The sequence below is a fragment of the Actinosynnema pretiosum genome, assembly GCF_002354875.1.
Taxonomy (GTDB): domain Bacteria; phylum Actinomycetota; class Actinomycetes; order Mycobacteriales; family Pseudonocardiaceae; genus Actinosynnema; species Actinosynnema auranticum.
The window spans coordinates 3533847-3558701 of sequence record NZ_CP023445.1 but is presented as its reverse complement, the minus strand read 5'-3'; the positions used below and the strand labels follow the sequence as shown (position 1 = coordinate 3558701).

The window sequence follows — 24855 nt, the reverse complement described above, 5'->3', positions numbered from 1 at the left end:
CCTTGGTCAGGCATTGCCGAACTCCGCGTCGATCAGGTCGAACAGCTCGTCGTCGGTGGCGGCGTCGAGGCTGGTGTCGTCGGCCGGGCCCTCGGAGGACCCCGCCAGGTCGTTCCACTTCCACACCACCGACCGCAGCCGGGTGAGGATGCGGTTCTTGTCGTCCGCGGTGGTGCCGTCGGCGAACAGCGCGGCCTCGACCCGGTCCAGCTCTTCGAGCGCGGGCGTGGCGCGCGGGACCAGCAGGGCGTGGACGTGCCGGGCCAGCGCGGCGGGGTTCGGGTGGTCGTAGACGGTCGTGGACGGCAGTCGGACGCCGAGGGCGGTGGTGAGCCGGTTGCGCAGTTCGAGCGCGGTGAGCGAGTCGAAGCCGACGTCCTTGAACGGCGCGCCCGCTTCCACGACGGCGGGATCGACGTGCCCGAGGACGGCGGCGACCTGGACCCGGACCAGGTCAAGGACAACGCGCTCGCCGTCCGCGGCGGTGGAAATCCGGCGCAGCAGGTCGCTCCCGGCGCCCTCCGGCTCGGGACCGGCCGGGGCGAGCGCGCGGACCTCGGGGAGGTCGTCGAGCAGCGGACGGGCCCTGGTCGAGGTGAACAGCGGGGTGAACCGGCGCCAGTCCACGTGGGCCACGGTCAGCTCGGTCTCGTCGTCGGCGAGCGCCTGCCGCAGGGCGGTGAGCGCCAGCGAGGGGTCCATCAGCGGGAGCCCTCGGCGTCGCAGCTGGTCGTTGTCGATGCCGTCCACGACGCGGTCCGGGTCCCACGGGTTCGTCGACGCCCAGACGCCCCAGGCGATCGAGGTGGCGGTGAGTCCTCTCGCCCTGCGGTGGGCGGCGAGGGCGTCGAGGTGGGCGTTGGCCGCGCAGTAGGCGCCGTGGTCACCGCTGCCCCACACGCCCGCTATCGAGGAGAACAGCACGAACGCGTCCAGGTCGTCGTCCGGGAAGAGCTGGTCGAGGTGCCGGGCCCCGACCGCCTTGGCCTCGACGACGTCGGCGAAGTCGGCGAGGGTGGTGTCCGCGAGGGCGCCGAGACCGATGTGGGCCGCGGCGTGGACCACGGTGCGAATCGGCGGGCCGTGGCGCCGCACCCGTGCGACGAGTTCCTCGAGCGCGGCCCGGTCCGTGACGTCGCACCGGACGGGGACGAGCTCGACGCCGCGCTCGGCCAGCTCGGCGGTGAGCTGCGCCGCGCCCGGTGCGTCCGGTCCTCGGCGGGAGGGCAGCACGACGCGCGTGACGCCGCTGTCGGCGAGCCACCGCACCAGGTGGGCGCCGAGGACACCCGTGCCGCCGGTGAGCAGGGCGGTGTCGCGCAGCGCTCGGGGTTGAGCGGGTCTGATCGGCCTGGTGGCCCTGGTGAGCCTGCGGACTAGCAGCCCGGACGCGCGGAGTGCGAGCTGGTCCTCGGGTCCCGCGCCCGCCAGGACGGCGCAGAACCGGGCGGTGGCCTCGTCGTCGAGCTCGTCCGGCAGGTCGAGCAGCCCGCCCCAGCGGTCGGCGTGCTCCAGCGCCACCACGCGCCCCAAGCCCCAGGCCTGCGCCTGCGCCGGTGTGGTCGGGGCTTCGCCGGGGCCGGTGGACACCGCTCCCCTGGTGAGCACCCAGAGCGGGGCGGACTGCCCGGTGTCACCGAGGGCTTGGACGAGCTCGACGGTTCGGGCGAGGCCATCCGCCAGTGCGGGGTGCTCGGCGTCGGGACGCTCGTCCAGCGCCACGAGGCTGACCACACCGTCGAGCGGCCCGAGCCCGGTGAGTTCGGCGGCGAGCCGGGCGCGGCCGGGGTGAACGGGAAGGACTCGAGGGTGCGCCCCTCGGGCGGCGAGGGCGCGGGCGAGGACGTCGGCGAGGTCGTCCTGGTCCGAGGTGGGAACCGCGATGAGCCACTGCCCGGTCAGCTCGGCCTCGGGGAGGTCGTCGACGGCTCGCCAGGCGATGCGGTAGCGGATGTCACCCAGCGGGTCCGGGGGAGTCGCCGGAGTGCGCTGGAGCCAGAAGCGCTGGCGCTGGAAGGGGTAGGCGGGCAGGTCGACCCGGTGCGCGCCGGGGAACGCCGGGGACCAGTCGACCTCGACGCCGCGCACGTAGGCCTCGGCCAGGGACAGCAGAACCCGGTCCAGGCCGTCCTCATCGCGACGCAAGGTTCCCACGACCAGGGCGTCCTCGGCGGTCTGCTGCACGCCCATGGTCAGCACCGGATGCGCGCTGACCTCCACGAAAGTCCCAAAGCCGCGTTCGGACAACGACCTGACAGCCCGCTCGAACTCCACGGTCTCCCGCAGGTTCCGGTACCAGTACGCCGCACCCAAACCCGAACCGTCGACCAGCTCACCGGTCACCGCGGACAGCAGCGGCACCCTGCCCTTCACCGGACGCACCGGTTCCAAGACGTCCAACAACTCCTCGCGGATCTCCTCCACGTGCGCCGAGTGCGAGGCGTAGTCCACCGGGATCCGCTTGACCCGCAGACCATCCCGCTCCGCAGCGGCGAAGAACTCCTCCAAGGCAAGCAGATCACCGGACACCACCGTGGCTTCCGGGCCGTTCACCGCAGCGACCGAAAGGCCGGACACCAGTCGTTCCCGCACCCGATCAGCGGGTAAGGCGACGGAGACCATGCCACCACGACCGGCCAACGCCCTGATCGCCCTGCTCCGCAACGCCACAACCCGCGCACCATCGACCAACGACAACGCACCGCTCACACACGCGGCAGCGATCTCACCCTGCGAATGACCCACCACCGCAGCAGGACGGACACCATAGGACTCCCACACCGCAGCCAGGGACACCATCACCGCCCACAACACCGGCTGCACAACATCAACACGCTCCAAAGCCCCAGGATCACCCAAGACACCGAGGAGATCCCAGTCCACAAAGGACTTCAAAGCCTCTGCGCACTCGTCCAACCGGGCCGCAAAAACCGGACAGGAATCCCGAAGCCCCAGCCCCATCACCACCCACTGCGAACCCTGACCGGGAAACACGAACGCGACCTTGCCCGGCTCCCCCACGACACCTCTGACCAGTCCGGCGTGCTCCTGCCCGGAGGCGAGCGCGGTGAGTCCCGCCCCGCACGAGGCGGCGTCCGGGGAGACCAGGACGGCGCGGTGCTGCCACATGGCCCTGGTCCGCGACAGGGAGAAGGCCACGTCGACCAGCCCGGTGTCGAGCGCGGGAACCAACCCGCGCGCGGTGTCGCGCAAGGCGACGTCGCTCTTGGCCGACAGCACCAGGGGCACGACCACGTCCACAGGTGTCGGCGGGACGTCCTCCTCGGGCACCTGCTCCAAGATCACATGCGCGTTGGTTCCGCTGACCCCGAACGACGAGACCCCCGCACGACGCGGAGCACCCGTCTCCGGCCACGACCGCCCCTCCGTCAACAACTCCACCCGACCAACCGACCAGTCCACCCGCGAAGACGGCACATCGACGTGCAACGTCCTGGGCAAAAAACCCCGCCGCAACGCCAACACCATCTTGATCACACCAGCCACACCCGCAGCAGCCTGCGCATGACCAAGATTCGACTTCACCGACCCCAACAACAACGGCCGAACACGACCCAACCCATACGTCGCCAACAACGCCTGCGCCTCAATCGGATCACCCAACCTGGTCCCCGTCCCGTGCGCCTCCACCACGTCGACGTCCGAAGCGGACAGCCCCGCCGAGGCCAGCGCGTCGCGGATGACCCGGCGTTGGGACGGCCCGTTCGGCGCGGTCAACCCGTTCGACGCACCGTCCTGGTTCACCGCCGAACCCCGCACCACCGCCAGCACTCGACGACCGTGGCGGCGCGCGTCCGACAACCGCTCCAGCAGCAGCACACCCACCCCCTCGGCGAGTCCCGTGCCGTCTGCCGCGTCCGCGAACGCCTTGCACCGCCCGTCCGGGGCGAGCCCCCGCTGGCGGCTGAACTCCACGAGGAAGCCCGGTGTGGACATGACCGTGACGCCGGCCGCCAGCGCCATCGCGCAATCCCCGTTGCGCAGTCCCTGGCAGGCCAGGTGCAGCGCGACCAGGGACGCCGAGCACGCGGTGTCGACCGTGAGCGCGGGCCCCTCCAGCCCGAAGGTGTAAGCGATGCGGCCGGACGCGACCGAGGCCGCGCTGCCCGTGCCGAGGTAGCCCGCGACGTCGTCCGGCACCTCCTGGAGCACGTCGGAGTAGTCGTTGCCGTTGCCGCCGAGGTAGACGCCGGTGCGGCTGCCGCGCAGCGCGGACGTCGGCACCCCCGCGTGCTCGAACGCCTCCCACGAGGTCTCCAGCAGCAGCCGCTGCTGCGGGTCCATCGCCAACGCCTCGCGCGGCGAGATCCCGAAGAAGGCGGGGTCGAACAGGTCTGCGTCGTGCAGGAAACCACCGCTCGCGGTGGCGCACCCGCCGGGCCCGTCCGGATCGCGGTCGAGCAGACCGGTCGCGTCCCAGCCCCGGTTGTCGGGGAAGCCGGACACCGCGTCGCCGTCCCGCACGAGCAGGTCCCACAGCTCCTCCGGGGAGCGGACCCCGCCGGGGAACCGACAGGCCATCCCGACGATCGCGATCGGCTCCCGGTCGCGCCGGTCCCGCTCGCGGGCGCGCTCCCGCACGTCGTCCAGCTCGGCGGTGACCCGCTTGAGGTAGTCCCGCAGCCTGTCTTCGTTCGCCGTCACAGCGTGCCCAACTTCCGGTCGATGAGCTGGAACAGCTCGTCATCGGTGGCCGATTCGATCTCGTTCGCGGCCGTGCCTGGATCGGCGTGCGCCGCCGCGTCCCGCAACCTGGCGGCGATGTCGCCGCGCTCCTCCGCGCTCAGCTCGGTCTTTCGCAGCGCGGCCTCCAAGCGGTCCAGCAGCACCTCGACGCCGAGGGGGTCGGCGGCGTGCTCCCGCTCGCCGAGGTCCGCTCGGAGCTCGGCCGCCAGGGCACGGGGCGTGGGGTGGTCGAACACGAGGGTCGCGGGCAGCCGCAGCCCGGTGGCGGCGCCGAGCCGGTTGCGCAGCTCGACCCCGGTGAGCGAGTCGAAGCCCAACTCCTTGAACGAGTGGTCGGGGGCGACCGCCTTCGGGGTGTCGTGCCCGAGCACCGCGGCGGCGTGCGCGCGGACCAGGTCCAGCAGGTGCTCCTCCAGTTCGGCCCCGAAGAGGCCGTCCAGCGCGCGGGCGGGGCCGTCGCGCTCCGGGACGACGGCGACCGCCCGGCGCGACGCGGGACGCGCTTGACCGCGCAGCAGCGGGGGCAGGTCCGCGGCCGGGTCGCGCAGCACGTCCGGGTCCAGCCGCATCGGCAGGACGACGTCCGCACCGGTGCGGCAGGCCGCGTCGAAGAGAGCGAGCCCTTCGGCGTCGGACATGGCCGCGATCCCCGACCGCCCCATCCGCCGCAGGCTCGCCTGCCCGAGCCTGCCCGCCATGCCTCCGGCGCGCTCCCACAGACCCCAGGCCAACGACAGGGCGGGCAGGCCGAGCGAGCGGCGGTGACGGGCGAACGCGTCCAGGAACGCGTTCGCCGCCCCGTAACCGCCCATCCCGGCGCCGCCGAGCGTGCCCGACGCGGAGGAGAAGACCACGAACGCGTCCAGCTCACCGGCCAACTCGTGCAGGTTGACCACGGCGTCCGCCTTGGCTCGCAGCACCCGGTCGACGGCGTCGGAGGTGAGCGAGGTGATCACGGCGTCGTCGAGCACCGCCGCCGCGTGCACCACCGACGAGATCGGGCCGACCTGGTCGAGCAACGCGGCCAGAGCGGCGCGGTCGGCGACGTCGCACGCCGCGAGCAGCACGCGCGCCCCCGCGGCGGCCAGCTCATCGCGCAGGTCGACCGAGCCGGGAGCCACCTCACCCCTGCGGCTGACCAGCACCAGGTCCCGCACGCCGTGCGCGGCGACGAGGTGGCGCGCGACGAGACCAGCCAGCCCGTCGGCGGCCCCGGTGACCAGGACGACGCCGGTGAACTGCAGCCCGTCGCCCCGCGCCACGCCCTTGGTCAGCGAGGGCAGCAGCACCTCACCCTCCCGGAGGGCGACCTCGGGCTCCCCCAGCGCGACGGCGGCGGGCAGCGCGCGCAGCGATTCCGGGTGCTCGTCGACGTCGACGAGCACGAACCTGCCGGGGTGCTCCCGCTGGGCCGCGCGGACGAGGCCCCAGACAGCGGCGGCAGCCGGGTCGACCGGGGTGGTCACCGCACCTCTCGTGACCACGGCCAGCACCCCCGGCCGGTCCTCGGCGAGCTGGTCGCGCAGCAGTTCCAGCACCTGCCCGGCGAGCAGGTGCGCGGCCTCGGCGGGGCCTGTGCCGGGGGGCGCGGCGACATGCGCGGTGGTGACGTCGTCCCGGACGACGGAGGTTGCGGCGGTGCGGGCGGTCCACTCCAGGGCGAACAGGGCGCGGCGCCGGTCGACGGCCTCGGATGTGGGGACCTCCCTGGAGGTCAGCGAGTCGACGGTGGCGACCAGCGCACCGGTCAGGTCGCTCGCGGTGATGGACACCTTGTCCGCCCCCGCAGGGGCCACCCGCAGGCGCATCGCGGTCGCCCCGGAGGCGTGCAGGGTGAAACCGGTCCACTCGAAGGGGCGGCGCTCCCCGCCACCGGTGGCGGTCGCCCGGATGCCCGCGTCGAGCAGCGCGGGGTGGAGGCCGAACCGGTGCGCGTCCCCGGCTTCCACCGCGGACAGGGCCACTTCGGCGAAGACCTCGTCGCCCCGCTGCCAGAGCTCGCGCACGTCCGGCGACACCTCGTCCAGCGGCAGCCGGGTGGCTCCTCGCGGCGGCCACGGCTCGACGGCGGGGGCGGCGGGCGCGTGCACGCTGATCAGACCGGTCGCGTGCCGGGTCCAGTCGTCCTCGTCCGCGCGGCGGGAGTGCACCTCGATGCTCCTGGCGCCCCGATCAGGGCCGATGACGACGCGCACCTCGGCGGAACCCCGGTCGGGGAGCACGAGGGGAGATTCCAAGGTCATCACGTCGACGTGGGCGCAGCCGACCACGTCCCCGGCCCTGACCGCGACTTCCAGGAACGCGGTGCCGGGCAGGACGACCTCGTCACCGAGCACGTGATCGGCGAACCAGTCCCGGACCGCGAGCCGCCCGGCCAGGACGACGCCACCGTCGGGCAAGTCGACCACCGGGGTGAGGTCGTCGAGATCACCCTCCTGCGTGGTGGGCCAGAAGCGCCTGCGCTGGAACGGGTAGGTGGGCAGGTCGACGCGGTGCGCGCCGGGGAACGCCGGAGACCAGTCGACCTCAACGCCGTTGACGTGCGCCTCGGCCAGGGACAGCAGGACCCGGTCCAGGCCGTCCTCATCGCGGCGCAAGGTGCCCACGACCAGGGCGTCCTCGGCGGTCTGCTGCACGCCCAGCGTGAGCACGGGGTGAGCGCTGACCTCGATGAACGTCCCGAACCCGCGTTCGGACAACGACCTGACAGCCCGCTCGAACTCGACCGTCCGCCGCAGGTTCCGGTACCAGTACGCCGCATCCAACCCCGAACCCTCGACCAGCTCACCGGTCACGGCGGACAGCAACGGAACACGCCCCACCACAGGACTGATCGGACCGAGAACCTCCAACAACTCCTCGCGGATCTCCTCCACGTGCGCCGAGTGCGAGGCGTAATCCACCGGGATTCGCTTGACCCGTAAGCCATCCCGCTCCGCAGCGGCGAAGAACTCCTCCAGGGCAAGCAGATCACCGGACACCACCGTGGACTCCGGGCCGTTCACCGCAGCGACCGAAAGACCGGACACCAGTCGTTCCCGCACCCGATCAGCGGGTAAGGCGACGGAGACCATGCCACCACGACCGGCCAACGCCCTGATCGCCCTGCTCCGCAACGCCACAACCCGCGCACCATCGACCAACGACAACGCGCCACTCACACACGCGGCAGCGATCTCACCCTGCGAATGACCCACCACCGCAGCAGGACGGACACCATACGACTCCCACACCGCAGCCAGCGACACCATCACCGCCCACAACACCGGCTGCACAACATCAACACGACCCAAAGCCCCAGGATCACCCAAGACACCGAGGAGGTCCCAGTCCACAAAGGACCGCAAAGCCTCTGCGCACTCGTCCAACCGAGCCGCAAAAACCGGACACGACTCCCGAAGCCCCAACCCCATTCCCACCCACTGCGAACCCTGACCGGGAAACACGAACGCGACCTTGCCGCGCTTGGTGGCGACGCCTCGGACCAGTCCGGGGAACTCCTGTCCAGCGGCCAGGGCGGTGAGCCCAGCTTCCGCAGATCCCACCTCGGTGACCAGCACCGCGCGCTGCTCCCAGGTCGACCTGCTCACCAGGAGCGAGTGGCCGACGTCGGCGAGCCCCGCGCCTAGGGCCGGGACAAGCCGCTCCCCCAGTTCGCGCAACGACGCCTCGCCCTTTGCCGACAGCACCAGCGGCACAGCCGAATCAACCGGGGTCTGCGGGGTTCTCCCCTCAGGGGCCTGCTCCAAGATCACATGCGCGTTGGTTCCGCTGACCCCGAACGACGAGACCCCCGCACGACGCGGAGCACCCGTCTCCGGCCACGACCGCCCCCGCGTCAACAGCTCAACCTTCCCCGCAGACCAGTCCACCCGCGAAGACGGCGCGTCAACGTGCAACGTCCTGGGCAAAAAACCCCGCCGCAACGCCAACACCATCTTGATCACACCAGCCACACCCGCAGCAGCCTGCGCATGACCAAGATTCGACTTCACCGACCCCAACAACAACGGCCGAACACGACCCAACCCATACGTCGCCAACAACGCCTGCGCCTCAATCGGATCACCCAACGTCGTTCCCGTCCCGTGGGCCTCGACGGCGTCGACGTCCGCGGTGGACAGCCCGGCGTCAGCCAGCGCGTCCAGGATCACCCGGCGTTGCGACGGCCCGTTCGGCGCGGTCAACCCGTTCGACGCACCGTCCTGGTTCACCGCCGAACCCCGCACCACCGCCAGCACCGGGTGCCCGTTGCGCCGCGCGTCCGACAACCGCTCCAGCAGCAGCACACCGACGCCTTCGCCCCACCCCGTGCCGTCGGCGGCCTCGGCGAACGCCTTGCACCGCCCGTCCGCGGCGAGCCCCCGCTGACGGCTGAACTCCACGAACACACCGGGCGTCGCCATCACCGTCGCCCCGCCCGCCAAGGCCAGCGCGCACTCGCCCCTGCGGAGCGACTGCACTGCCAGGTGCAGCGCGACCAGCGACGACGAGCACGCGGTGTCCACGCTGAGCGCCGGTCCCTCCAAGCCGAGGCAGTAGGCGACGCGCCCGGAGAACACGCTGGCCGCGCTGCCGGTCCCCGCGTACCCCTCGACCTCGCCCGCGACGCCCTCGAGCACCGCCGGGTAGTCCTGGCCGTTGGTGCCCGCGAACACGCCGGTGCGGGTGCCCCGCAACGACCTGGGGTCGATGCCCGCCCGCTCCACCGCCTCCCACGAGGTCTCGAGCAGGAGTCGTTGCTGGGGGTCCATCGCCAGCGCCTCGCGCGGCGAGATGCCGAAGAACTCCGCGTCGAACTCCGCCGCGTCGTGCAGGAAACCGCCCTCCCGCACGTAAGAGGTGCCCCGGTGGTCGGGATCGGGGTGGTGCAACGACTCCAGGTCCCACCCCCGGTCCGTGGGGAACTCGGAGAGGGCGTCGACCCCGTCCGCCAGCAGCTCCCAGAACAGCTCCGGGGAGCGCGCGCCACCGGGGAACCGGCAGCCCATCCCGACGATCGCGACGGGCTCCACCGCCGCCGTCTCGACCAGCCGGAGACGTTCCCTGGTGGACTGGAGCTCGGTGGTGACCCGCTTGAGGTAGTCGAGCAGCTTCGCGTCTTCCATCAGTCAGACACCCCCAGTTCCCTGTCGATGAGGTCGAGCAGCTCGTCCCGGCCGGTGTCGCGCAGGTCGCGCACCACGACCGGGGTCCCGGACCACCGGGAGAGCAGCCGGGTCAGCCTGGAGGCGACCTCGGCGCGGTCCGCTTCGGCCGCGGTGACCAGCGCCGCCTCCAAGCGGTCCAGCTCGGCGAGCGGGTCACCGCGTCCCGCCGGGTCGCGGGGCAGGAGCAGGGTGAGCAGGTGCTCGGCCAGGGACTCGGGCGTGGGGTGGTCGAACACCAGGGTCGCGGGCAGTCGCAGCCCCGTCTCGGTGGCCAACCGGTTGCGCAGTTCCACCCCGGTGAGCGAGTCGAACCCGAGGTCGCGGAACGACCGCTCGGCGGGCACGGCTCCCTGTGCGTGGCCGAGGACGGCGGCGACCCCGGCGCCGACCAGGTCCACCAGGACGGCCGCGCGCTCGTGCTGGGCGGTCGCGGTGAGCCTGTCGAGCAGGGACTGGGCCGTTCCAGGCGCTTGGGTGGGGACCGCCCGCGCACCGGGCAGATCAGCCAGCAGCCGGGACGGCCGTGGCAGGCGCGCGGTGAAGCGGGACCAGTCGAGGTCTGCGACGACGGCCGTGGGCTCGGCCGCGCCGACGGCCCGCCACAGCGCGGCGAGCGCCCGGCTCGGCTCGACGGGGAGGACGCCGTCGCGGCGGAGCCGTTCGGCGGCGGCCTCGTCGGCGGCCATCCCCTCCCCCGCCCAGGCGCCCCAGGCCACGGAGGTCGCCGCCAGGCCGAGACCACGCCGGTAACCGGCGAGGGCGTCCAGGACGGCGTTCGCCGCCGCGTAGTTGCCCTGACCGGGGTTGCCCAGTGTGCCCGCGGCCGAGGAGAACAGCACGAACGCGGACAGGTCGTGCCCCTGCGTCAGCTCGTGCAGGTGGACCGCCGCCGCAGCCTTGGGGGCGAGCACCGCGTCGAACCTGTCCGGGGTCAGCGCCCCGAGCACGCCGTCGTCCACCACCCCGGCGGTGTGCACCACGGCGTCCAACTCGGTCAGGCCGCCGACCAGGGCGGCCAGCGCGGCGCGATCGGTGATGTCGCAGGCGAGCACGGTGGTCCTGGCTCCGAGGTCGGCGAGCTCGGCGGTGAGCCGCGCCGCGCCGGGCGCGTCCGGTCCGCGCCTGCTGACGAGGACGACGTGGTCGGCCCCGCCCTCGGCGACCGAGCGCGCGACGTGGGCGCCGAGCGCGCCGGTGCCGCCGGTGATCAGGACGGTGCCGCGCGGTTGCCACCCGGCGCCGTCGCCCGGAGGTGCGGGGACGAGGCGCTGGGCGAGCGGGGCGGAGCGCACCGCGACCCGGTCCTCGGTCCGGGCGGCCAGGACGCCGCGCACCCTGCGCCAGGTCAGGACGTCCGGTTCCTCGGGCAGGTCCAGCAGGCCGCCCCACAGCTCGGGGTGCTCCAGCGCGATCACGCTCCCCAGCCCCCACGTGGCGGCTTGGGCGTGGTGGCGCGGGGGTTGCCCGCCCGCCCCGGTCGCCCCGGTCGTGGCGCACCACAGCGGGGCGGTGGAACCGGCGGCGGCCATGGCTCGCGCCAGCGCCGAGGTCAGGGCGAGCCCGGCGGGCACGCGGGGGTGGTCGGGCAGGGGTTCCTCGGCCAGCGCGAGCAACGACACCACGCCCGCGACGCCGCGGTCGAACCCGGCGGTGGAGAGCGAGGCCGCGACCAGGTCGGGATCGGTGTCCCCGGTGGTGAGCACCACGGGCTCCCCGGCGTCGAGCGCCTGTCCCAGGCCGACCGCCACCGGGTGGTCCACGTGCCCGTCCGGCAGCACGAGCAGCCACCGGCCTGGCAGGTCGCGGTCCTCCGGTTCGGGCAGCGGTTTCCACACCACCCGGTGGGTCAGCCCGTCCGCTCGGGAGCGGTCCGGGGGTGAGGCGGTGAGCCAGTAGTGCTCGCGCTGGAACGCGTAGGTGGGCAGATCGGCGCGGCGGGCGCCGGTCCCCCGGAACACCTCGTCCCAGTCGACGGGCACGCCGCGCACGTGCAGCGCGCCGAGCGCGGACAGCAGCGCCTCGACCTCCGGCCGGTCGCCCCTGGAGGCGGTGATCACGTCGGCGTCACGCGCGGCGCCGCCGAGGACGCCGTCCGGGCCGATCTCCACGAAGGTGGTGGCGCCGTGCGCACGCGCCGAGGCGAGCCCGTCGCCGAAGCGGACCGCCTCGCGGACGTGCCGCACCCAGTAGTCGGGGGTGCGCAGCTCCTCTCCCGCGATCCGACCGGTCAGGTTCGACACCACCACACCCTCGGGGGTGCGGAAGTCGACCCGGTCGAGCGCGGACCGGAACTCGTCGAGCACCGGCTCCACGAGCCGGGAGTGGAACGCGCGGTTCACCCGGAGGCGCTTGGTTCGGTGCCCGCGCGCGGCGAGCGCGGCGGCGGTGGTGAGCACCTCGGCCTCTGCCCCGGACAGCACGACCGAGTCGGGGCCGTTGACGGCCGCGAGGTCGACGGCGCCCGCCAGCAGCGGGAGGACCTCGTGCTCGGCGGCCTGGACCGCGACCATCGCACCGCCGTCGGGCAGCGCCTGCAGGAGCGCGGCGCGCGCGGCGACCACCCGGCAGGCGTCCTCCAACGACCACAGACCCGCGAGGTGCGCGGCGGCCAACTCGCCGATCGAGTGCCCCACCAGCACGTCGGCGGTGACGCCCCACGACTCCAGCAGCCGGAACAGCGCCACCTCGAACGCGAACAGGGCGGGCTGGGTGAACTCGGTGCGGTGCAGGCGGTCCGGGTCGTGGACGATCTCGGCCAGTGGGCCGAACCGGCCGCACACGTCGGCGAACGCGTCGGCGAAGACCGGGAACCGGGCCGCCAGCTCCCGCCCCATGCCCACCCGCTGCGAACCCTGCCCGGAGAGCAGGAACCCGAGGCTGGGCGTGGCCGCGGGCACGACGCCGGTCACCACGGCCGGGTGCTGCTCGCCCCGGCCGAGCGCCAGCAGGGCCTCCCCCGCCCCCTCGGTGGTGTCGGCGACGACGACCGCCCGGTGCTCCAGCGCCGCCCTGGTGGTCGCGGCCGAGCAGGCCACGTCCAGCAGGCTCGGCCCGCCGTCCCCGACGAGGCGGGCGCGGAGCCGGTCAGCCTGCGCGCGCAGCGCGGCCGGGTCCGCACCGGACACCGGCAGCGGCAGGGCTCCGGGGGGCGGCGCGGGATCGGCGACCGGATCGGCGACCGGATCGGCCGACTCGACGATGACGTGCGCGTTGGTGCCGCTGACCCCGAACGACGACACCCCCGCGCGACGTGGACCACCGGTCTCCGGCCAGGGGCGCGCCTCGGTCAGCAGGCGGACGTCGCCGGAGGACCAGTCGACGTGCGGGCTGGGCTCGTCCGCGTGCAAGGTCCTCGGCAGCACACCGTGCCGCAGGGCCTGCACCACCTTGATCACCCCGCCGATGCCGGAGGCGGACTGCGCGTGGCCGATGTTGGACTTGAGCGAGCCCAGCCACAGCGGCTCGGCGCGGTCCTGGCCGTAGGTGGCGAGCAGCGCCTCGGCCTCCACCGGGTCGCCGAGCCGGGTGCCGGTGCCGTGGGCCTCGACGGCGTCCACGTCGCGCGCGGACAACCCGGCGGCGGCGAGCGCCCTGCGGATCACCCGGCGCTGCGCCCTGCCGCTGGGGGCGGTGAGGCCGTTGCTGGTGCCGTCCTGGTTGACGGCCGATCCGCGCACCACCGCCAGCACCGGGTGCCCGTTGCGCCGCGCGTCCGACAACCGCTCCAGCAGGACGACGCCGACGCCCTCGGACCAGCTCGTGCCGTCGGCGCCCGCGCCGAACGACTTGCTGCGCCCGTCCGGGGCGAGCCCCCGCTGGCGGCTGAACTCCACGAACACACCGGGCGTCGCCATCACCGCCGCGCCGCCCGCCAAGGCGAGGTCGCACTCGCCCTGGCGCAGCGATTGCGCGGCCAGGTGGAGCGCCACCAGTGACGACGAGCACGCGGTGTCGACGGTGACCGCGGGGCCTTCCAACCCGAGGGCGTACGAGACGCGACCTGAGGCGACCGCCGACAGGGTACCGGTCATCACGTACCCCTCGACCTCCTCGGACGCCTCGTGCATCCGGGGGCCGTAGTCCTGGTCGACGGTGCCCACGAACACGCCGGTCTGGGATCCGCGCAGCGCGCGCGGGTCGATCCCGGCGCGCTCCACCGCCTCCCACGAGGTCTCCAGCAACAACCGCTGCTGCGGGTCCATCGCCAACGCCTCGCGCGGCGAGATCCCGAAGAACCCCGCGTCGAACTCCGCCGCGTCGTGCAGGAAACCGCCCTGGCGCACGTAGGTCCTGCCGGACCGGCCGGGGTCCGGGTCGTACAGCGAGGCCACGTCCCACCCCCGGTCGACCGGGAAGTCGGAGATCGCGTCGCGGCCGTCGACGACGAGCTGCCACAGCTCCTCGGGGGACCGCACGCCACCGGGGTAGCGGCAGCCCATGCCCACGATCGCGACCGGATCGTCGACCGCAGCGCGCGGCGGGACCACATCGGGGTCGTCCGCGTTCGCCAGCCGGGTGCGCAAGAAGTCCGTCATCGCGTCGGGCGTCGGGTTGTCGAACACGACCGTCGTGGGCAGTGGGAGCCCCGAGGCGGTGGCGAGCCGGTTGCGCAGCTCCAGCGACATCAGGGAGTCGAACCCCATGTCCGCGAAGGGCCGATCGGCGCGGATCGCGTCCGCCCCGGCGTGCCCGAGCACCGCGGCGGCCTCGGTGCGGACCAGCCGCAGCAGGGCCGCGTCCCGATCGCGCTCGGCGAGCCCGGCGAGCCGAGGCGGTTCCACCGGTGCGCTCCGCTGGGCGGGCACGGCGGTCGGGGTGGCGGACGAGGTGTTGAGCCAGAACCGCTCGCGCTGGAACGGGTAGGTGGGCAGGTCGACCCTGCGCCCGCCTTCGAACACAGCCGCCCAGTCGACGTCGACGCCGTTGACGTGCGCCTCGGCCAGGGACAGCAGGACCCGGTCCAGGCCGTCCTCATCGCGGCGCAAGGTGCCCACGACCAGGGCGTCCTCGGCGGTCTGCTGCACGCCCAGCGTGAGCACGGGGTGAGCGCTGACCTCGATGAACGTCCCGAACCCGCGTTCGGACAACGACCTGACAGCCCGCTCGAACTCGACCGTCTCCCGCAGGTTCCGATACCAGTACGCCGCATCCAACCCCGAACCGTCGACCAGCTCACCGGTCACGGCGGACAGCAGCGGAACACGCCCCACCACAGGACTGATCGGACCGAGGGCGGCCAACAACTCGCCCTCGATCTCCTCCACGTGCGCGGAATGCGAGGCGTAGTCCACCGGGATTCGCTTGACCCGCACACCATCCCGCTCCGCAGCGGCGAAGAACTCCTCCAAGGCAAGCAGATCACCGGACACCACCGTGGCTTCCGGGCCGTTCACCGCGGCGACCGAGACACCCTCGACCAACCGCTCCCGCACCAGATCCGCAGGTAAGGCAACGGAGACCATGCCACCGCGACCCGACAACGCCCTGATCGCCCTGCTCCGCAACGCCACAACCCGCGCACCATCGGCCAACGACAACGCGCCACTCACACACGCGGCAGCGATCTCACCCTGCGAATGGCCGAGCACAGCAGCGGGACGGACACCATAGGACTCCCACACCGCAGCCAGCGACACCATCACCGCCCACAACACCGGCTGCACAACATCAACACGACCCAAAGCCCCAGGATCACCCAGAACATCCACCAAATTCCAGTCCACAAAGGACCCAAGAGCAACGGCGCACTCATTCAATCGAGCCGCAAAAACCGGACAGGAATCCCGAAGCCCCAGCCCCATCCCCACCCACTGCGAACCCTGACCGGGAAAGACGAACGCGACCTTGCCGCGAGCCTCCGCGACACCGCGCACCACCCCTGGGGCGCCAACGCCCTCGGCGATGGCGCGCACACCAGCCAAGCGGGTCTCCCGGTCACCGGCGACGACGGCGGCCCGGTGTTCGAAGGCGGACCTGCCTCCTGCCAGTGACCACCCGACGTCGAGCGCCCGCTCGTCACCGACCCGCGCGGCCAACCGGTCCGCCTGCTCCCGGAGCGCGGGTCCGGTCTTGGCTGCGAGCAACCACGGCACCGTCACGTCATCGCCTTCGGGCGGGCTCTCGCTCTCCGGCGCCTGCTCCAGGACCGCGTGCGCGTTGGTGCCGCTCACGCCGAAGGCGGACACGCCCGCGCGGCGCGGCCTCCCGGTCTCCGGCCAGGCGCGCCCCTCGGTGAGCAGCTCGACCTTCCCCGCTGACCAGTCCACGTGCGAGGACGGCGCGTCGACGTGCAACGTCCTCGGCAGGAACCCGTGCCGCAACGCCAACACCACCTTGATGACGCCCGCGACGCCCGCAGCGGCCTGCGGGTGGGCGATGTTGGACTTCACCGTGCCGAGCCACAACGGGTGCTCGCGCTCCTGGCCGTAGGTCGCCAGCAGCGCCTGGGCTTCGATCGGGTCGCCCAGCGTGGTTCCGGTCCCGTGCGCCTCCACCGCGTCGACATCGGAGGTCGACAACCCGGCGGCGGCAAGCGCGTCCAGGATCACCCGCTGCTGCGACGGCCCGCTCGGCGCGGTGAGGCCGTTGGAGGCGCCGTCCTGGTTCACCGCCGTGCCCCGCACCACGGCAAGCACCGGGTGCCCGTTGCGCCGCGCGTCCGACAACCGCTCCAGCAGGACCATCCCGGCGCCCTCGCCCCAGGCGGTCCCGTCGGCGGCCTCGGCGAACGCCTTGCAGCGCCCGTCCGGGGCGAGTCCCCGCTGGCGGCTGAACTCGATGAACATGCCGGGCGCAGCCATCACCGTCGTGCCGCCCGCCAGCGCGAGCGAACAGTCCCCCTGCCGCAGCGCCTGGGCCGCCAGGTGGAGGGTGACCAGCGAGGAGGAGCAGGCGGTGTCCACGGTGACCGCCGGGCCCTCCAAGCCCAGGCAGTAGGCGACGCGCCCGGAGACGACGCTGGAGGACTTGCCGGTGACGAGGAAGCCCTCCAGCCCCTCGGGCGCCTCGTGCAGGCGGGAGCCGTAGTCCTGGTACACCATGCCCGCGAAGACGCCGGTGCGCGTGCCGCGCAGCTGCAGCGGGTCGATGCCCGCCCGCTCCACCGCCTCCCACGAGGTCTCCAGCAGCAGCCGCTGCTGCGGGTCGGTGGTCAGCGCCTCGCGCGGGGAGATCCCGAAGAACTCCGCGTCGAACTCCGCCGCGTCGTGCAGGAAACCGCCCTCCCGCACGTAGGAGGTGCCCCGGTGGTCTGGATCGGGGTGGTAGAGCCGGTCCAGGTCCCAGCCGCGATCGGTCGGCGGGTCGCCGACGACGTCGCGCTCGGCGACGAGCAACTCCCACAGGTCCTCGGGAGTGCGCACCCCGCCGGGAAAGCGGCAGCCCATCCCGATGATCGCGATCGGGTCGTCGTCGGTGGCGGCGTCGCGGTTCGACGGGGCCGAGGTGGCAGGCTGCCCGCCGCCGGTGAGCTGGGCGCGCAGGTGCTCGGCGAGCGCAGTCACCGTCGGGTGGTCGAACAGGACGGTCGAGGGCAGGCGCAGCCCGGTGGCGGTCGCGAGCCGGTTGCGCAGCTCCACGACGGTCAGCGAGTCGAACCCGATCTCCCGGAAGGCCCGCGCGACCGGCACGGCCGCAGCGTCGCGGTGGCCGAGCACCGACGCCGCGTGGGCGCCCACGAGGTCGGTCAGCAGGCGGAGCCCGTCGTCCTCGCCCAGGACCGCCAGCCTGCCGGGCAGGTCGTCCGCACCACCCCGGTCGCTCGTCCCCCCGAGCGCGACGACCTCGGGGAGGTCCCCGATCACGGGGTTCGGGCGGGTCGCGGTGAGGACGGGGGCGAGGCGGTCCCAGCGCACGTCGGCGACGACCACGGCGTCATCCCCCCGGTCGAGCGCGTCGCGCAGCGCGGCGACGGCTCGTTCGGGGGCCATGCCGAGGACGCCCCGCGCGCTCATCCGGTCGTCGACCTCGGAGCCGACCATGCCGCCGCCCGCCCAGGTTCCCCAGGCCACCGACAGCGCGGGCAGGCCCAGCGCCCTGCGGTGGGCGGCGAGCGCGTCCAGGTAGGCGTTGGCGGAGGCGTACGCGGCTTGGCCGCCGTTGCCCAGCACGCCCATCAGCGAGGAGAACAGCACGAACGCGTCAAGGTCGAGGTCGGCGGTCAGCTCGTGCAGGTTCCGGGCTGCGACGGCCTTGGGCCGGTCGACGTTCGCCACCCCCGACGGGGTCAGCGCGTCCACGAGGGCGTCGTCCAGGACGCCCGCGGCGTGGAAGACGGCGGTCGGCGCGGTCTCGGTGAGCAGCGCCGCCAGCGCGTCCCGGTCGGCCGCGTCGCAGGCGGCCACGGTGACCCGCGCGCCGAGGGCGACGAGCTCGGCGCGCAGCTCGTCCGCGCCGGGGGCGTCGGGACCGCGCCTGCCGGCGAGCACGACGTGCTCGGCGCCGGAGGACGCCAGCCAGCGGGCGACGTGGCCGCCGAGCGCCCCGGTGCCGCCGGTGACCAGGACCGTGCCGCGCGGGGTCCAGCTCCGGGTGGCGGAGGGCGCGGTGTCGTGGACGAGCCTGCGGGCGAACAGCCCGGTGGGGCGCGGTGCGAGCTGGTCCTCCCGGCTGGCGGCCAGCAGCGCGGGCAACCGCTCCCAGAGCCGGTCGTCGGCCTGAGGGGGGAGGTCGACCAGACCGCCCCAGCGCTCCGGGTGCTCCTGGGCGACGGCCTGGCCGAAGCCCCACAGCCTGGCGGTTTCGGGGGCGGTCACCGGGTCGTCGGGGCCGGTGGACACCGCGCCCAGGGTCGCGCACCACAGCGGAGCGGTGCTCCCGACGTCGCCGAGCGCCTGGACCAGCGCGGCGGTGGTGGCGACGTCGTCGAGCAGGGACAGCACGCCGGTCGCCTCCCCTCCTCCCGCGAGCAGCTCCGCGAGCAGCTCCCGGTCGGCTCCGGGCGGGACCTCCAGGACCTGGGCGCTCCCGGAGGCGGGCACGGCGCGCCCGCGCGGCACGACGAGCAGCCAGGACCCGGTGGGCCCGGTTGCGGCTGGTTCGGGGACCTGCTTCCACACCACCCGGTAGCGCCACCCGTCGGTCCCGGCCCTGGCGGTCGCACGCCTGCGCCAGGCCGACAGGACGGGCAGCGCGGCAACGGCTTCGTCCCGGTCCGCGGTCGCCGCGGCGGCCAGCGCGTCCGGGTCGCCCCGGTCGACGGCGTCCCACAGGTCCGCGTCGGTGGTCGCCACCGGTGCCGGTTCGAGCCAGTAGTGGTCGCGCTGGAAGGGGTACGTGGGCAGGTCCACCCGCTCGCCGGAGACGAGCCGGGACCAGTCGACCGCGATGCCCGCGACGTGCGCCTCGGCCGCGGCGGTGAGCAGGCGGCGCCTGCCGCCGTCGTCGCGGCGCAGCGAGCCGACGGCGGTCGCGGACGAGCCGTGGTCGTCGACGGTGTCCTGGATTCCGCCGATGAGCACCGGGTGCGGGCTGACCTCGACGAAGGCGTCGTGCCCCGCGTCGAGCAGGGCGCGCACGGCCTGCTCGAAGCGGACGGTGTGCCTGAGGTTGCGGAACCAGTAGTCCGCGTCGAGGCCGTCGGTGTCGAGGCGGTCGCCGGTCACGGTGGAGTAGAAGGGCGTGTCGCCCGCGCGCGGGGTGATGCCGTCGAGGACGGTGGCGAGCTCGTCCCGGATCGCGTCGACCTGCGGGGAGTGGGAGGCGTAGTCCACCGGGACCCGTCTGGCCTGGATTCCGGCACGCTCGCACCGATCCAGCAGCGCCTCGAGGGCCTCGGTCTCGCCTGCGACGACGGTGGCGGCCGGACCGTTGACGGTCGCGACGCACAGCCGGTCGCCCGCGTCCGCGATGCGGGCCAGCACCTGGTCGACGGGCAGCGGCAGGGACACCATGCCGCCGCCACCCGCCAGCGCCACCAGCGCCCGGCTGCGCAGGGTCACGACCCTGGCGGCGTCGGCGAGCGACAGGGCGCCCGCGACGTGGGCGGCGGCGATCTCGCCCTGGGAGTGCCCGACGACGGCGGCGGGGCGAACCCCGAGGGAGCGCCACAGCTCGGCCAGCGAGACCATGACGGCGAACAGGGCGGGCTGCACGACGTCGACCCGGTCCAGTGCCTCGGCGCTGCCCAGGACGTCGGTGAGCTTCCAGTCCACGTGCGGTGCGAACGCCTCCTCGCAGGCTCTCAGCTTGTCGGCGAACACCGGTTCGCGGGCTGCCAGCTCCAGCGCCATGCCGACCCACTGGGAGCCCTGGCCGGGGAAGACGAACACGACGCGCTCGCGCGGGCGGGCGACGCCTTCGACGAGATCGCCACCGGGCTCGCCGCCCGCCAGCGCGAGCACCCCGCCCGCCAGTTCGCCGGGGTCGCCGACGACGACCGCGCGCACGTCGAACGCCGGTCGGGTCGCCAGCGTCGCCGCGACGTCGGCCGGGTGGGCGGCGGGGGCCGCGAGCAGCCGCGCGGCCTGCTCGCGCAGGGCGGGAGCGGTCCTGGCCGAGAGCGGCCACGCCAGCGGGCCCTCGCTCCTGGTCGCGGGTTCCGGCGTGGCGGGTGGAGCCTCCAGGATGAGGTGCGCGTTGGTTCCGCTGATGCCGAACGACGAGACGGCTGCCCTGCGAACTCGGCCGGTGTCCGGCCACGCGCGGTTCCCGGTCAGCAGCCGGACCCGGCCAGCCGACCAGTCGACGTGCGGTGAGGGCGTGTCCACGTGCAAGGTCGAGGGCAGGACGCCGGCACGCAGCGCCAGCACGGTCTTGATCACGCCGCCGACGCCCGCCGCCGCCTGGGCGTGGCCGATGTTGGACTTGAGCGAGCCCAGCCACAGCGGCTCGGTGCGGTCCTGCCCGTAGGTGGCGATGAGCGCCTGCGCCTCGATCGGGTCGCCGAGGGCGGTGCCGGTGCCGTGCGCCTCCACGGCGTCCACGTCATCGGGCCGCAGTCCCGCGCGGGCGAGCGCCTGCCGGATGACCTGCTCCTGCGCGGGACCGCTGGGGGCGGTGAGGCCGTTGCTGGCGCCGTCCTGGTTGACGGCCGATCCGCGCACCACCGCCAGCACCGGGTGCCCGTTGCGGCGCGCGTCCGAGAGCCGTTCGAGGACGACCACGCCCGCGCCCTCCGCCCAGGCGGTGCCGTCGGCCGCTGCGGCGAACGCCTTGCACCGCCCGTCCGGGGCCAGCCCCCGCTGACGGCTGAACTCCACGAACATGCCGGGGGTGGCGAGCACCGCAGCGCCGCCCGCCAGGGCCAGGGAGCACTCGCCGTCGCGCAGGGCCCGCGCGGCCAGGTGCAGCGCGACCAGGGACGAGGAGCACGCGGTGTCCACGGTGACCGCGGGACCGCTGAGCCCGAGGGCGTAGGAGACCCGGCCCGAGGCGACGCTGACCGTGCTGCCGGTCAGGGCGTAGCCCTCGTAACCGTCCAGGCCCTCGTGCAGGCGGGGTCCGTAGTCCTGCGCCATCACGCCGGTGAACACACCGGTGTCGCTGCCGCGCAACGACCTGGGGTCGATGCCCGCCCGCTCCACCGCCTCCCACGAGGTCTCCAGCAGCAGCCGCTGCTGCGGGTCCATCGCCAACGCCTCGCGCGGCGAGATCCCGAAGAACCCCGCGTCGAACTCCGCCGCGTCGTAGAGGAAACCGCCCTCCCGCGCGTAGGTCGTGCCGCTGCGCGCGGGGTCGGGGTCGTAGAGGCCCGCCAGGTCCCAGCCCCGGTCAGAGGGGAAGCCGCCGATGGCGTCGCGGCCGTCGACGACGAGCTGCCACAGCTCCTCGGGGGACCGGACACCACCGGGGTAGCGGCAGCCCATGCCCACGATCGCGATCGGCTCGTCGAGCGCCGGGCCGGAGGTGGTCGCGGTCGGGCGTCGTCCGGAACCGGTCAGCTCGGTGCGCAGGTGGCGGGCGAGCGCGGTGGGCGTCGGGTGGTTGAACAGCAGCGCCGGGGACAGGCGCAGGCCAGTGTCCGCGGCCAGCGCGTCGCGGAGCTCGACGGTGGTGAGCGAGTCGAAGCCCAGGTCCTTGAAGGTCAGGTCGGTGTCGACGCCCTCGGCGGTGGTGTGGCCGAGCACGGCGGCGGCGTGGTCGCGCACCCGGTCGAGCAGCGACCGGTCCTGCTCGGCCTCGGGCAACCCGGACAGCAGGTCGGCCAGCGCGGAGCGGTCGGTGTCAGCCGGGGCGAAGCCTTCCCGGTCCCCGCGGAGGTTGGGGGTGGGGCGGTCGGGCGTCTCCCCGGCGCCGCGCCGCTCCGGGGTGTCGAGCCAGTGGCGCCGCCGCTGGAACGCGTAGGTCGGCAGGGCGACCCGTCGGGCCCGTCCGCCCTCGTGCAGCCTGGCCCAGTCGACGTCGACGCCCCGGACGTGCAGCCCGGCGAGCGCGGTGACCAGGGCGTCCACCTCAGGCCGGTCGGCGCGCTGGGCCGGGTGGACAGCGACGTCGACGCCCTGGGCGCACTCGCGCGCGGACGCGCTGAGCACGCCGTCCGGACCGATCTCCACGAACGTCGTGACACCGTCGGCGAGCGCGGTGGTGACGGCGTCGGCGAACCGGACCGCCTGGCGGGCGTGCCGCACCCAGTAGTCCGGAGCGCGCAGCTCCTCCCCCGCGGGCAGACCGGTCAGGTTGGACAGCACCGGCAGCCGGGGTCGGTGGAAGCGGACCCCGGCCAGCACCTCGCCGAACTCGGCCAGCACCGGCTCCAGCAGGTGCGAGTGGAACGCGTGGCTCACCCGCAGCGACTTGGTGCGCCTGCCGAGCCCGGACAGCGCGGCCACGACCCGCTCGACCTCGGGCAGTTCGCCGGAGACGACCACCGACGACGGCCCGTTGACCGCCGCCAGGCCCACACGACCCGACAGCAGCGGGGTGACCTCGTCCTCCGCCGCCTCCACCGCCGCCATCGCCCCACCCTCCGGCAGCGACTGCATCAACCTGCCCCGAGCAGCCACCACCCGACAGGCGTCCCCCAACGACCACAACCCCGCCACGTGCGCCGCCGCCAACTCACCGATCGAGTGCCCGAGCAACACGTCCGGACGCACCCCGAAGGACTCCAGCAACCGGAACAGCGCCACCTCGAACGCGAACAGGGCGGGCTGCGCGAACTCCGTGCGCTGCAACAGTTCCGGGGAGGAGAGCGCCCCGACCAGGTCGCCGAAGTGCCCGCACACCTCGTCGAAGGCCTCGGCGAACACCGGGAACCGGGCCGCCAAGCCCCGCCCCATCCCCACCCGCTGCGAACCCTGACCCGAGAACAGGAAACCGAGCCTGGCGCCCGGCACGACCCGCCCCCGCAGCACGTTCGCGGCGGGGGTTCCGCCTGCGACCGCGCCGAGGCCGTCGAGCAGGGCTCCGCGGTCCGAGCCGACCACGACGGCCCGGTGGCTGTGCGCGGTCCGGGTCGTGGCCAGCGACAGGCCCACATCCGCCGGGTCCAGCTCCTGGGCGTGCTCCCACAACCGCGCGGCCTGGGCGGCCAGAGCCGCCTCGCCCACCCCGGAGACCGGCCACACCACCGGCCCCGGAGCGCTCCGGGCTCCCGTGCCCGCGTGCCGGTCGAGCCCGGCGGGAGCCTCGGTGAGCACCAGGTGGCAGTTCGTGCCGCCCATGCCGAACGAGGACACCCCGGCCACCAGCGGCAGGCCGGGCCTCGGCCAGCCGGACAGCGAGCGCTGGACGGCCAGGTTGAGGCGGTCCAGGGGGATCTCCGGGTTGGGGGTCTCGAAGTTCAGGCTCGCGGGCAGCAGCCGGTGCGCGATGCTCAGCGCGGTCTTGACCAGTCCGGTGACGCCCGCGCCCGCCTCCAGGTGGCCGACGTTCGTCTTCGCGGAACCGACCAGCAACGGCTCGCCCTGCGGTCGGTGGGCGCCCAGCGCGGCGCCGAGCGCGGCGGCCTCCACGGGATCGCCGAGCCGGGTGCCCGTCCCGTGCAGCTCGACGTACTGGACCTGCTCAGGGCGGACACCGGCGCGCTCGCGGGCCAGCCGGAGCACCGCCTCCTGGGCGCCTGCGTCCGGCACGGTGAGACCGCTGGTGGCGCCGTCGTTGTTGACCGCGCCGCCGCGCACGACGCAGTACACCCGGTCGCCGTCGGCGAGCGCGGCCTCCAGCGGCTTGAGCACGACGACGGCCCCGCCCTCGCCGCGCGCGTAGCCGTTCGCCCTGGCGTCGAAGGTGAAGCACCTGCCGTCCGGGGACAGCCCGCCGAACTTGGCGGCGCCGATGGCCCCCTCAGGGACCAGGTTGAGGTGCACGCCGCCCGCGATGGCCGAGGTCGACTCACCGCGCCGCAGGCTCTCGCAGGCCAGGTGCACGGCGACCAGAGACGACGACTGGGCGGTGTCGACGGTCAGGCTCGGGCCGGTCGTGCCCAGGGTGAAGGAGATCCGGTTGGCGATGACGGCCCGGTTGAGGCCGGTGAGGGTGTGCGGGCCGATCGCCTCCGGCCCGCGCGCGTCCCGCAGGGTGGCGTAGTCGCTCGCGGTGGCGCCGATGAACACCCCGGTCCGGCTGCCCGCCAGGTCGGCGGGCAGGACGGCCGCGTCCTCCAGCGCCTCCCAGCTCAGCTCCAGCGCGAGCCGCTGCTGGGGGTCGAGCGCGGCGGCCTCGCGCGGGGAGATGCCGAAGAACGCCGCGTCGAACCCGTCGACCCGGTCGAGGAAGCCGCCGAGCCTGGTGGGGACCCGGCCGGGCGCGGCGGGATCGGGGTCGAAGAGCGCGTCGGCGTCCCAGCGGTCGGCGGGCACCTCGCGGATACCGTCCCGACCGTCGCGGAGCATTTCCCAGAAAGCACCGGGATCGGCGGCTCCGGGCAACCGGCAGGACAGCCCGACGATTGCGATGGGAGCAGTTCCGGTATCGGTGAAATCATTCAGAGAGTTCATCTGCCCCAGTCTTCCCAGCAGGTCGAAAAAATTTCCGCCACTCACACGGCCCAGGTCGAGCGCATTCGCCGGATCGCATTCGACCGCTCGCCGCGCTCCGGCGGGCGGGTCGGCCCAGCCGG

Annotated in this window: 2 protein-coding genes and 1 pseudogene; all 3 read right to left on the bottom strand. The window is 73.9% G+C overall.

From position 1 onward, the window contains the following. Positions 1–6: 6 nt before the first annotated feature. Positions 7–4662, bottom strand: a pseudogene (locus CNX65_RS15335) (type I polyketide synthase); the annotation flags it as partial. Then, positions 4662–9818: an SDR family NAD(P)-dependent oxidoreductase gene (locus CNX65_RS15330; protein WP_198320608.1), complete on the bottom strand. Its 5157-nt coding sequence runs from the start codon at positions 9816–9818 to the stop codon at positions 4662–4664. The pseudogene CNX65_RS15335 and the gene CNX65_RS15330, both read right to left, overlap by 1 nt. After that, positions 9815–24733, bottom strand: a complete 14919-nt coding sequence (locus tag CNX65_RS37025) for a type I polyketide synthase (RefSeq protein WP_096493692.1) — start codon at positions 24731–24733, stop codon at positions 9815–9817. Before CNX65_RS37025 ends, CNX65_RS15330 begins: the two co-directional genes overlap by 4 nt. Positions 24734–24855: the final 122 nt, after the last annotated feature.